This is a genomic window from Streptococcus sp. FDAARGOS_192 (genome assembly GCF_002073815.2).
In the GTDB taxonomy this organism is placed as follows: Bacteria; Bacillota; Bacilli; order Lactobacillales; family Streptococcaceae; genus Streptococcus; species Streptococcus salivarius_H.
This window is the reverse complement of the sequence record NZ_CP020431.2, coordinates 1750728-1762637: the sequence shown is the minus strand read 5'-3', so window position 1 is coordinate 1762637 and position 11910 is coordinate 1750728. Positions and strand designations below refer to the sequence as shown.

Genomic DNA, 11910 nt, shown 5'->3' with positions numbered 1-11910 from the left:
AATATCAATATGATTAGATTTTTAATTCCAACCGCAAAAGAAATGAAGGCCAGTAAGGAAGTTTCGTCTCAAAAATTATCCGAAAAGAGTGCGGCTATCCTAACTGAAATGTCAAAATTGTCTACAGATGAATTATCCACAGCTTATAAAATAAAGCCTGAGCAGGCTGAGAAAGAAAAGCAGCGCTGGGCTGCGATTTTGTCGGGAGAAGCGAAGAGCTATCCGGCTGTCGAGCTTTTTAATGGTCTGATGTATCGTCACATCAAACGTAGTGACTTATCCACATGTGAAAAAGATTTCTTAGGTCAACAAGTGTTTATCACATCTTCTTTTTATGGAATCATTCCCGCTTTTTACCCGATCCAAGAACATCGTCATGACTTTCATACGAAGATAAAGGTTGATGGTCAGTCCTTAAAAAACTATTGGCGTGCCGAATATGACCAATTTTTAGAGGAGAGTCAAGTTCCAGTTGTTTCTTTGCTTTCGAGTGAATTCGAGGATGTTTTTAGTCCAACTCTTCGTAAGCAGTTATTCCCGGTTAGTTTTATGGAAGACCGCAATGGGGTTCTTAAGACTCACTCTACGATTTCCAAAAAGGCAAGAGGGGCTTTTTTGACAGCTGTTATGGAGGAGAATTGTCAAACGGTTAATGATTTACGAAAATTGTCTTTTGATGAGTTTAATTATCGTGAGGATTTATCCTCTAATAATGAGCTAGTTTTTGTTAAAATTGCATAAAAAAGTCTGAGTTATAAGCTCAGACTTTTTTTATAGCATATCTTTACGATCGACTTGTTCATAGTTCGTTTGACCGTCATTTAGCTTGTCCCAAATAACGACTTCTCCTTGATTAAGAGATTTTTTGACATCAATAATACGTTGATTAGATGATCCTCGAAACTGGAGCATAAGGTTCTTTTTAGTGATGTCAAAGCGGCCGTCAACGAGAATGTCAACGAGTTGAAGAAGTTCTAGTTTATCAGGAGTTTCAAGCATCAACTCCTCCCAAGTATAACCAGTCCAAGACCAGATATCTTTTTCCGGGAGTTCCTCACGAATGCGTTTGACTAGGGGAATGAGAATTCCTGTGTTTAGGAAGGGTTCACCACCAAGTAGCGTAAGACCTTGTACGTAAGGTTGAGCTAGATCCCTCATGATTTGTTCTTCAAGTTCTTTAGTATAGGGAATTCCTGCCTTAAAGGACCAGGTGGCAGCGTTATAGCATCCCTCGCAATGAAACATGCAACCAGAGACGTAAAGGGAGTTACGCACGCCTTCACCATCAACGAAATTAAAAGCTTTGTAGTCAATAATACGTCCTTGGCTAAGTTCTTCAGACTTCCATTCCTGTGGTTTTGGTGTATTCCATGTCATGATTCTACTCCAAATCTATCCAATAGCGCTCAGTTTCATGGCGAATGTCCTCCAACTGGCCACCATTGGCTAATATAACAGCTCGACTAGCAGGATTCTTGATACTACAAGTGACCAGAGCACGATGAATATTCTTGTCTTTAGCTACTTGTAAGCCTTGACGGAGTGATTCTTTCGCATAACCCTTTCCTCGTTCGGATGGACGGATAGAGTAGCCAATATGGCCCCCTTTTTCTAGTAAGTAGTCATTTAATCGGAGACGAAGGTTGAGAAAACCAAGAGCATGATCCGCTTCGTCAAAACTAACCAGCTGGATAGCAGGAACCCAGTTTTCAGGAATATTGAGTCCCGCTTCCGCTTGAATATTTTCTTCTAGCCACTCTTCATAAACAAAATTGTCGGGGTTCCAAAATCCACCGTCATGAGCAGATTGCTCCCTTTCAAATTCAGCCATCATCTCTAAGATAGCTTCTTTATCTATTTGACTCGGTCGGCGTAAGATCATATTATTTCTTCTTTCCAGCTTTTTTCAAAAGGGCTTGGACATGTGCTTTTTTATCGTTTTTGACGGTTGCATTTTTTTCGTGGTAACGTTCCACTTGTTGCATACCTTTATAATCTAATTGATATTTTCCCATTATATTCCTTTCTAAAAATGAAATAAGCAAAGCAGTTGGAAGGTATCATCCAGCTGCTTCTAGTTTATTATAATGTATTCTAGGTCTTATTAAAGGTGTTTACCTTCATATTTTATGGTTGAACCGTTCATGTGTTTGACCCGAGCAGAGATTTCTTTGTGGCGTCCTTTAACCATTGGGCGTGCCTGTGGGTTTCCTAGATAGCCGCAAGTACGTTTGACAACATCAACTGTTTTAGGATCTGTGTTGCCACAGTTAGGGCACATGAATCCACGTTCTGTTGGGGTGAAGTCCCCTTCAAAATCACACTTGTAGCATTTATCAATTGGAGTATTCGTTCCGAGGTAACCGACACGGTCATAAGCAAAGTCCCAGACAGCTTCGAGTGCCTTTGGATTTTGCTGGAGGACTGGATATTCGCAGTAATGGATGAATCCACCAGTTGCGCCAGCTTCTGGGTATGCTTTTTCGAATTCTAATTTTTCAAATGGTGTTGGATTTTTACGAACATCGTAGTGGAAAGAGTTGGTGTAATACTCTTTATCTGTGATATCAGTCACGACACCGAACTTTTCAGTATCCAAACGACAGAAACGATCCGTCAAACTCTCTGATGGTGTTGAATAAACAGAGAAATGATAATCATATTCGTCAGACCAACTTTCACAAGCATTTTTCATAGATTTAACGATATCTAACGTGAACGCTTTGGCTTCTGGATTAGTCTCCCAGTCACTACCATAAAAAACGGATGCTACTTCATAAAGCCCAATATAACCAAGTGATACAGTTGCACGACGATGTTTGAAGAGTTGATCTACATTATCGAATTTACCTAGACGTTGGCCAAAGGCCCCGTACTGATAAAGAATAGGTGCATTAGCAGGTGTAGCTTCTTTGACACGTTCAACTCGGTAGACGAGTGCATCTTTGGCAATTCCCATTCTTTCTTCAAAAATTTCCCAAAATTTATCTTGGTCTCCCTTAGATTCTAGGGCAATTCGAGGAAGATTAAGGGTTACAACACCCAGATTCATTCGTCCAGAATTAACTTCAACACCATCTTCATCCTTCCACCCTTGTAGGAAGGAACGACATCCCATAGGAGCCTTAAAGGAACCTGTCAATTCAACGATTTTGTCATATGATAAGACATCTGGATACATACGCTTTGTTGCACATTCAAGAGCTAGTTGCTTAATATCGTAGTTAGGTGAGCTAGGCTCTAAGTTAAGTCCACGTTTTAAGGTAAAAATGAGTTTAGGGAAAATGGCTGTACGGTGTTCGGAGCCAAGTCCTAAAATACGAACTTGTAGGATAGCCTTTTGGATTTCACGCTCAAACCAGTTTGTCCCTAAACCGAAACCGAGAGAGGTAAAGGGAGTTTGTCCGTTCGAAGTGAAAAGCGTATTAATCTCGTATTCAAGAGATTGCATAGCATCGTAGATATCTTTACGCGTTTTGGCGCGTGCATAGTCTTCACGTTTTTCTTCAGCTACCCACTCTTTAGCATCAGCTAAGTGTTTTTTGTAGTTAAGTTCTGCGTAAGGAGCTAAAAACTCATCGATACGGTCTGCAGTACAGCCACCATATTGACTAGAGGCAACATTTGCGATGATTTGTGAAATTTGTGCTGTTGCAGTTTGAATGGATTTAGGACTTTCAACTTCAGCGTTACCAATTTTAAAACCATTTGCCAACATGCCTTTGAAGTCAATCAAACAACAGTTGGTCATAGGTGTGTAAGGGCTGTAGTCTAAATCGTGGAAATGGATATCTCCCTTTTGATGAGCATTTGCCACGTGTGGAGGAAGCATCTTAAGTCCTACAGACTTTCCGACAATTCCTGCAGTTAAATCACGTTGTGTATTGTAAAGGTCGCTATCTTTATTAGCATTTTCATGAACAACAGCTTGATCTTTATTAACAAGTTTACTGATGGTGAAATTGATGTCAGTAGCCTGAGAACGCTCAAAATCACGTTGGGTACGATAGTTGATATATTCTTGAGCGATAGCATATTCGTTAGCTTCGAGTAACTCGTGCTCTACTATGCTTTGGATTTCATATATTTTGATATTTTGAGTGAAGCGATCATTAATTTCAGCAACAATACGGTTGGCAATTCCCTCCAACTTTGCTTCAATCAAGGGTGTGATAGGTGTAATAGCCTCACTTGCTTTTAGGATAGCCTCATATATTTTACTTGAATCAAAGACAACCATACGACCATCACGTTTGATGACTTTGATATCAGGGTTGATTGTAACCTTTTCTTTTTCTAATGTAATCATCTAAAAATCACCTCGTTACTAATTATAGCACTAGGCAAAAAAAAATCAATATATTGTGGTATATTTTTATCTCAACCACTATATATTGATTTTTTGACCTATTTTAGGACGTAAACAGTGTATCGTTCAACGCCTTTTACAGGGGCTTTTTTATAGTTTTTTGAAAGTGTAGATTTAACATCAGAAGGTAGTTGTGTATCCTGTTGAACAACGATATATTGTGCAGAATCTTGGATAATAGTATCTGAGAGAGCTTTCTGATGACTAGATTTAGCTGTGTTAAGATCTGGAAGAACAAATTGTGAGGCTGCTTTACGACCGCTTTCCAAATAAATTTTTGCTGATGAATCGTAAACGTAGATAGTTTCATCTTTTTTGGTATTTTTAGCGAGGTAATTTGCAACAGTACTACGTTCAGTATTATTTCCTAAATTAAATAGGAACATAATGATTGGCATCGCGAAAGCAAATGCAAAGACTGCAATAGGTAAGAAGTAATTACGACTAAGGAAGATACCAAAAACTTTAAGTGTGTGAATCTGGTTACCATTACGACGTCGGTGAGAAGTTCGCTCTGCTCTCTTTTTAATAGCATCATCTAAAGAAAGTGCTGTCAACACTAGACCATAAGGTACGATGTTGAGAATACTGTAAAGTCCAAAACTTTGAGAGAACAAGCTGTAAACTACTGTAAAGATAAAACTAAGGAGTAGTACCCACTTGATGCTCTTATCTTTAGCATCGCCAAGAAGGTGGTTGCTTGTAGTCAGTGCACCAATAAGTAATCCAGAGCCGATGACAGCAAAACTTTGGTAAGCTAACGTAAGTAGAAAGTCATTTTTTTCTACAGCAAGTTGTGTAAAGTTGTAAACCAAAACTTGGTTAATATAGTCCGATGTAATTTGTAAATTTAGGATAAAGTAAAGACATAGATACAATACTAGAATGTTACCAAAAATAATACAAAGAACTTGATAAAAACCACGAGCAAAGTGCTTGTTGACAAGGTTGTAAACGAATATTGTCACAAGTGACAATATCCAGAAAATAAGAGTTCGAGCTTCAAAAAGAGCTCCCGCAGTGCCAGCGAAGCCGTAAAGAATAAAGGCTTCATCACGACTGTGACCCGCAAAGTAACGAGTTAAGAAGAAGATAGCACCTAGGACAAAAGGCATAGCAAATTGGATAGGGTAGAGCCCACCAAAACCAAGTGTTCCATTAGTGACATAGAAAATAATACTAATTAGAGTGGCAATTTCCTTCTTATTTGTCATGTGCATGACAGTCTTGTAAAGGTAACTACCAGAAAGATAGTAGGTAAGGAATTGAATAGGAATCAGCCAAAGAGTTGATCCTAAACGGAAAGCCAGAGAAACTAGTAAGTAATAAAAGAAGCCACCTGTCGCAAAAAAGTCAGAGTAGGGTAAGCTACCATTGGCAAACATTTTTGCAATGTAAAGGTTTTGAGACTGTATATTATTGGCAAAGTCTGTAAAGCAGGGAACTGATATACTAAAAATACTCAAAATCAAACTGAGAATCAGGATATGGCCTTTATGCTTCCATGGAAGTGAAATCTTAGTTTTTTTCTCTATTTGAGACGAATTGGATTCTTCTGTATGTCCCTGAATTGTCACTTCAATCTTTTCGGATTGATTATCTTGTGTATGAGAGCGATGGTGGCTTCGATGATAACCTTGGTAGCCACTTGAATCTAAAGTATTGTCTTCGTTATATGGACTCACAATTAAACTCCTTTGTTGACATTTGGAAAGTTATAAATAAAAGGGTCTTATCCCCTAATTGTCTTATTTAAAGTATATCAGATAATACCATTTAGTCAATTTTCCTCTAATTTCTTACATTTAAGAAAAAAATATCTAAAAAAGAGACTGAGATACAATATCCCAATCTCTTTTTAACAAGTCATTTCTTTGCCTATGGCATTGATTATTTTTTAGTTTTCGTCGATGAAGCTATTGAAAACTTCTTCAATCATATCCCATTCAGCATCTGAATCTTCAGGGATTGGTTGAAGGTCGCCTTCAGTACCGTCTTCATTTTCAGTGAATGAGTATGCTTGGATTTCAATTTCTCCATTAGCATCTTCTTCAGCACCAGCTGGTACCAAAAGAACATAGTTTTTACCAAATTCTTCGCGTCCATCAATAGTCAACAAGATTTCAAAAAGTGTTTCATTTCCTTGTTCGTCTACTAAAGTGATGACTTCATGATCATGGTTGTGGTCGTGATTGTGTGACATATTGTTCTCCTTTTTGTAGAGAGCACTGAATAGTGAGGAAATCTAGTATATTTGCTTGGCAGTTCACTAGATTGTCACTTGACTATTAGGTCTCTATTACACTTTCTTAAAACATTCGATCGAGGTAGTTTTGTAGAATAAGTTGGGCAGCTAATTTATCAATAACTTTTTTACGTTTACCACGGCTGACATCTGCTTGTTCAACCAACATACGCTCGGCTTGAACAGTTGTCAAGCGTTCGTCTTGGTAATCTACAGGAATTCCAAAGATTTCCTTGATTTTGTCACCATAGGCTTTGCTTGCCTCAACACGTGGTCCTTCAGTGTTATTCATATTTTTAGGAAGACCAACAACAAATTTTTCTACCTTATATTCTTTAACGAGCTCGCCTAGTCGGTCGAAACCAAACTCTTCAGCCTCCTCGTCAATTTTGATAATTTCAACGCCTTGGGCTGTAAAACCGAGGGGATCACTAATCGCAACTCCTACTGTTTTTGAGCCAACATCAAGTCCCATTACTCGCATTAGAGGTCAATTCCATTTCCTTTAAGATAATAGCGAACGAGTTCTTCAACGATTTCATCACGTTCGTATTTACGAATCTGGTTACGGGCGTCATTATAACGCGGAACATAAGCAGGGTCACCGCTCAGAACATAACCGACGATTTGGTTGATAGGATTGTAACCTTTCTCAGCCAACGAACGGTAAACATTTGTCAAAGTATTACTGATTTCATCTTTGCTACCGTCGTCTAGGTTGAAACGAACAGTTTCATCTGTAAATCCCATACTGACACCTTCTTTCTATAAGAATTATCTGTTAGTTCTTTATTATAACATAAGTATAGCCAAAAGGGAAAGACGATGAACAAAAAAAGAGATGACTTTAGTCATCTCTCTTAATATCCAATAAGATTAAACGCGTTCAACTTTACCAGATTTAAGCGCACGAGCTGAAGCCCAAACTTTTTTAGGTTTACCATCAACAAGGATAGTAACTTTTTGAAGGTTAGGTTTAACGGCACGTTTAGTTTTGTTCATAGCGTGTGAACGGTTGTTTCCAGAAACAGTTTTACGTCCTGTAAAGTAACATACTTTAGCCATTTCGTGTTTTCCTCCTAGGTAGAATTTATTACGGATGTGCTAGCACCACATACCAAAACATTCTATCATAAGAATTTAGGTTTGACAAGAACTATTTATAATTTCTTTTTATAACAAAATAGTATATGCTTATTATAATAAGAAAAAAATCAGTTAAAAAAGGAGAGAAGATGCCAGATAATCTTGCTCTACGCATGCGTCCACGTACAATTTCAGAGGTGATTGGTCAGAAGCATTTGGTTGGTGAAGGTAAAATTATTCGCCGTATGGTAGAAGCGAATATGCTGTCGTCAATGATTCTCTACGGGCCACCAGGTATTGGGAAGACCTCAATAGCTAGTGCTATTGCAGGAACAACAAAATTTGCTTTTAGAACCTTTAATGCTACTGTTGATAGCAAGAAACGCCTGCAGGAAATTGCGGAAGAGGCTAAATTTTCAGGTGGCTTAGTTCTGCTTCTAGATGAGATTCATCGTTTGGATAAAGCTAAACAAGACTTTTTATTGCCACTCTTAGAGAATGGCAATATTATCATGATTGGGGCTACAACGGAGAATCCGTTTTTTTCTGTCACACCAGCCATCCGTAGTCGTGTACAAATATTTGAGTTGGAACCACTCTCTAATGAGGATATTAAGGAAGCTATCCTAGGGGTTCTAGAGGATAAGGAGCGTGGCTTTGACTTTGATGTCCAGTTAGATGAGGATGCTCTAGATTTTATTGCTACGGCTACTAATGGTGATTTACGTTCGGCTTATAATTCCTTAGATTTAGCTGTCATGTCGACGCCAGCTTCAGAAGATGGGCTTCGCCATATTACTTTAGATACAGTGGAAAATAGTTTACAACGTAGCTATATCACCATGGATAAAGACGGTGATGGACACTATGATGTACTTTCTGCTTTGCAAAAATCTATTCGAGGCTCTGATGTTAATGCCAGTCTTCACTATGCAGCACGTTTGGTTGAAGCAGGAGATCTCCCTAGTCTAGCACGACGCTTGACTGTGATTGCGTACGAGGATATTGGTTTAGCTAATCCTGATGCGCAAGTTCACACGGTTACAGCTTTGGAAGCTGCACAGAAAGTAGGTTTCCCAGAGGCGCGAATTTTGATTGCCAATGTAGTTGTTGACTTAGCTTTATCTCCTAAGTCGAATTCGGCTTATATGGCTATGGATGCTGCCTTGGCAGACCTTAGAAAATCAGGGAATTTACCTATTCCTCGTCATTTGAGAGATGGACACTATGCTGGAAGCAAGGAACTGGGCAATGCACAAGATTACAAGTATCCCCATGCTTATCCTGAAAAGTGGGTCAAACAACAATATCTTCCGGATAAATTAAGAGGTGTGAATTATTTCCAACCCAATGAAACCGGGAAATATGAAAGAGCTCTTGGAGCTAATAAAGAACGGATCGATAAGTTATCTAGGTAATACGAGAGGAATCAACGAAAACGATTGCAAAAAAATTGATTTTTCCTCTTGCAATAATTTTCAAAAGTGGTATTATAAAAACATAGAAATTGCTGTGGTATACGAATCCACATATAAGTGTTGACCGACTAATTTTTGTATTATCGGGAGACAGAGGTCTATTAACAGTGTGCAGGCTGGCTCACCCAGAAGCAACTGAAGTTAGTAGCGAGTCGCCCACCTGCTTTTTTACGTCGCGGGTTCAATACAAACGGTGGATCATCGGTACCAATACAGCATCCAGCCTCCTTAGCTCAGTTGGTAGAGCAGTGGACTCTTAATCCATGGGTCACAGGTTCGAGCCCTGTAGGGGGCATCAAACTTCAACAGTAAAAGCCTTGATAACCAAGGCTTTTTTGCTTGTCTTAAGAGCATTTGCCCCATCATTTGCCCCACATTTTTTTATGAGCAATCTCTCCAGATATCTCTGATTTGATTAAATTCCTCAAAAATTTTCTCTTCTAAAGTGTGTCCATATACTTCTACTAACATTGAAATATCTCTATGTCCTAGAATTTTTGCAATAACTCCAAGGTCAAAACCTTTGTGCCAGAGGTAGCTTCCATAGGTGTGACGTGCTCCTTTTGTCGTGATAATTGGATAAATGTCCAACTCATTTAAGAGAACACTCAAAGCTTTATTGACGCTTGCAATATCTGGAACTGAATGAATATATCCAAAATGTTGAAAGATCATTCGATATCGATTTTTGATTCCTAACTCCATGTTTGATCTTTCTTGCTCCGTTTGTAAAAGGCGCAAAATTTTGATACACTCTTCGTCTATTGGAACCATCCGAATAGACGTTTTATTTTTTGGTGGAACAAACTTATGAGAGAGAGTATTATACCTCCTGTATGTTTTTAACAATCCTCTGTCAAAATCAACCTCATTCCAAGTTAACGCTACTAACTCTCCAAACCTCATGCCTGTTTTTAATAGAAAATAGACGATATAAGGAACAATTGAACGTTGGTAATCGAATTTTCTCTTTACTGCTAAAAGTAAATCCAGATAGTCCTTTTCTGTATGTAAATATTTCTCTTCTGTCATCTGTTGTTCTTTGGATGAAAACAACTCGACATGTTGTGTAAAATCATCTATTAGAACTTTGTCAGCAATTGCCATTTGGATGCTCTGATGAATTCCAGTATTCAATCTACCAAGAAAATTTCTACCAACTGTTTGACCATACTTATTCATTATTCTTTGGTATTCACTCGCACGAATTTGAGTGACTTTTTTATTTCCAAATAATCTTTCAATTGTGTTTTTACGGAGAAGATATTTTTTCTTTGTCTCTTCCGACCTACTACTCGGTAGAATTTTTAGTTCAAGCCATTCTTGATATAGATCGACAAGAGAAATATCTCTAGAAATTCTTTTCCCTAAACGAAGTTCTTGCAGAATCGGCTCAGCTTCTGACTCTGCAAGTTTTTTTGTTTTAAAACCGCTATTATGAGCAACAGTTTTTCCTTCGTTACGAATTTCATAGGTCCATAAGTTACTATCTCCTCGCTTTCGATAACGAACACTTGCCATATTACGCCACCTCTGTTCCTAGAATCTCATTTACAACACTTTTTGGAACAACCATCAAACGTTTGCGATTATAAAATGTATAGCCTCGTGATACAAGTAATTCTCTTGCCTGATGGATGATATCATTTGCTGTGTGAGGGCGATAGCCCATTTCAATTAATTCTTTATTACTAATCAAATTGTTATGCATTCTCATCCTCCTATTTATCTTCTAAAAACAGAAACTCACCTACCAACAGTTTCAACTCTGCATTTAATTTAGGAAGATTCTGTATTAATACTTCTTTTAGTTCTTCGGCAAATTGGTTAGTTTCTTTTCTCAACAATTTACGGGCTCTAGTTTTTTTCTTTTTGATACTGTCTAATTTTAAATTTGGAAAAGCCAACGATAATAGTTCAGGGTTGTTGAGAAAGATAATTGTAAAAGCTCTTTGGTCCACTCGAATATGATCTAACTGGTAAAATCCGAAATTATTAAGTCGATTCATAATATCTTGGACCATCACCTCACCAATCGCTTTCGTTCTGAGTTGAAACTCTAATCTCCACCAAAACGGTTTATCATCTAAATCTAGCTTTTCTTGGCGCCTGTGAGCAATGATTTCTTTATTCTTATCATATAACCTAACTTGTACATTACTACCGCTAGAACCCCAATATTTCGTCTCTAATTCGCCCCCTCGACCATAGAAGACCTTATGGGTAACACCACCTTTAATATGTTGCAAATTAACGATCTCAGGCCTGTTGAAAATGTCAAATGCCAAATCAAAACGAGACAAACGTACCGTCAATGAATTCAATCTGGCAAAGTACATTAATTGCCTCCATACTTTCATTCCATCAAATTCTTTTAAAGTGTTAGGATTGAAATCAATCCGAATCAATTGTTCACCTCCATAAGTGGATAATTGAAAAAATATAATATTGATTGAATCATACTCATTAAAATCTTTAGCTAAAGTAAAGACATCATCTCGAACATTATCATATATTTCAAATGAATCAACTCTTGTACTTATTGCCTGTTTCAGATTTTTGAAAATCCGCCTTAGGGAACCAGTATCTGTATCCCAGATAACCGTTAGTCTATCAATACTGACATCTAACCTCTGTACTAATTCTCCTATTTCACATCGTTCTTGAATGCTTCTTAAATCTTGTATAGAAACCAACAAAATTGTCCCCCCTTCTTTTAGATTTTTTAGGTC

General features: G+C 37.9%; 14 protein-coding genes, 1 tRNA gene and 1 other RNA gene. 4 read left to right on the top strand and 12 right to left on the bottom strand.

Annotation, left to right across the window (positions count from 1 at the left end; genetic code table 11):
* Positions 1–9: 9 nt before the first annotated feature.
* Positions 10–741: a peroxide stress protein YaaA gene (gene yaaA / locus A6J31_RS09080; protein WP_080611017.1), complete on the top strand. Its 732-nt coding sequence runs from the start codon at positions 10–12 to the stop codon at positions 739–741.
* A gap of 30 nt (positions 742–771) precedes the next feature.
* Here the strand turns inward: yaaA and nrdG are convergent, their stop codons facing one another.
* The 9 genes from nrdG to rpmB form a co-directional block, all read right to left on the bottom strand.
* A complete protein-coding gene (gene nrdG, locus A6J31_RS09075; RefSeq protein ID WP_002885801.1) occupies positions 772–1377 on the bottom strand; it encodes an anaerobic ribonucleoside-triphosphate reductase activating protein in 606 nt (201 codons plus the stop codon).
* A 4-nt stretch (positions 1378–1381) separates the two neighbouring features.
* On the bottom strand, positions 1382–1882 hold the full coding sequence (locus tag A6J31_RS09070; protein WP_049553534.1) for a GNAT family N-acetyltransferase: 501 nt from the start codon (positions 1880–1882) through the stop codon (positions 1382–1384).
* A 1-nt stretch (position 1883) separates the two neighbouring features.
* Complete coding sequence (locus A6J31_RS11785) at positions 1884–2015, bottom strand: hypothetical protein (protein WP_014635155.1); 132 nt, start codon at positions 2013–2015, stop codon at positions 1884–1886.
* An 89-nt stretch (positions 2016–2104) separates the two neighbouring features.
* Positions 2105–4309, bottom strand: a complete 2205-nt coding sequence (gene nrdD, locus A6J31_RS09060) for an anaerobic ribonucleoside-triphosphate reductase (RefSeq protein WP_080611016.1) — start codon at positions 4307–4309, stop codon at positions 2105–2107.
* A 98-nt stretch (positions 4310–4407) separates the two neighbouring features.
* A complete protein-coding gene (locus tag A6J31_RS09055; RefSeq protein ID WP_080611014.1) occupies positions 4408–6054 on the bottom strand; it encodes a hypothetical protein in 1647 nt (548 codons plus the stop codon).
* Positions 6055–6266: 212 nt separating this feature from the next.
* On the bottom strand, positions 6267–6572 hold the full coding sequence (locus tag A6J31_RS09050; RefSeq protein ID WP_002887079.1) for a DUF1292 domain-containing protein: 306 nt from the start codon (positions 6570–6572) through the stop codon (positions 6267–6269).
* Positions 6573–6678: 106 nt separating this feature from the next.
* Positions 6679–7098 carry a Holliday junction resolvase RuvX gene (ruvX, locus tag A6J31_RS09045; RefSeq protein ID WP_002887078.1) on the bottom strand — a complete coding sequence of 140 codons (420 nt, stop codon included), beginning with the start codon at positions 7096–7098 and terminating at the stop codon, positions 6679–6681.
* Positions 7098–7364, bottom strand: a complete 267-nt coding sequence (locus A6J31_RS09040) for an IreB family regulatory phosphoprotein (RefSeq protein WP_002885737.1) — start codon at positions 7362–7364, stop codon at positions 7098–7100. The genes ruvX and A6J31_RS09040 overlap by 1 nt, the downstream gene beginning before the upstream one ends.
* Before the next feature lie 126 nt (positions 7365–7490).
* Positions 7491–7679, bottom strand: coding sequence for a 50S ribosomal protein L28 (rpmB, locus tag A6J31_RS09035; protein ID WP_002885786.1), 189 nt, complete (start codon positions 7677–7679; stop codon positions 7491–7493).
* Positions 7680–7849: 170 nt separating this feature from the next.
* Here rpmB and A6J31_RS09030 point away from each other — a divergent pair, with 170 nt between their 5' ends.
* The 3 genes from A6J31_RS09030 to A6J31_RS09020 all read left to right on the top strand — a co-directional run bounded on the left by A6J31_RS09030 (position 7850) and on the right by A6J31_RS09020 (position 9473).
* The gene (locus tag A6J31_RS09030) at positions 7850–9118 is read left to right on the top strand and encodes a replication-associated recombination protein A (protein ID WP_002885641.1); all 1269 of its coding nucleotides are present in this window, start codon (positions 7850–7852) and stop codon (positions 9116–9118) included.
* A gap of 86 nt (positions 9119–9204) precedes the next feature.
* Positions 9205–9400, top strand: a non-coding RNA gene (gene ssrS / locus A6J31_RS09025) — 6S RNA.
* Positions 9401–9473, top strand: a tRNA-Lys gene (locus tag A6J31_RS09020). It begins immediately after the preceding RNA gene.
* An 86-nt stretch (positions 9474–9559) separates the two neighbouring features.
* Here the strand turns inward: A6J31_RS09020 and A6J31_RS09015 are convergent.
* From A6J31_RS09015 to A6J31_RS09005, 3 genes are read right to left on the bottom strand one after another with little or no spacing between them, the layout of a single operon-like run.
* Positions 9560–10699, bottom strand: a complete 1140-nt coding sequence (locus tag A6J31_RS09015) for a site-specific integrase (RefSeq protein WP_060973088.1) — start codon at positions 10697–10699, stop codon at positions 9560–9562.
* A gap of 1 nt (position 10700) precedes the next feature.
* A complete protein-coding gene (locus tag A6J31_RS09010) occupies positions 10701–10889 on the bottom strand; it encodes a DUF3173 domain-containing protein (protein ID WP_080611013.1) in 189 nt (62 codons plus the stop codon).
* 10 nt (positions 10890–10899) lie between these two features.
* A complete protein-coding gene (locus A6J31_RS09005; RefSeq protein ID WP_080611011.1) occupies positions 10900–11877 on the bottom strand; it encodes a replication initiation protein in 978 nt (325 codons plus the stop codon).
* Positions 11878–11910: the final 33 nt, after the last annotated feature.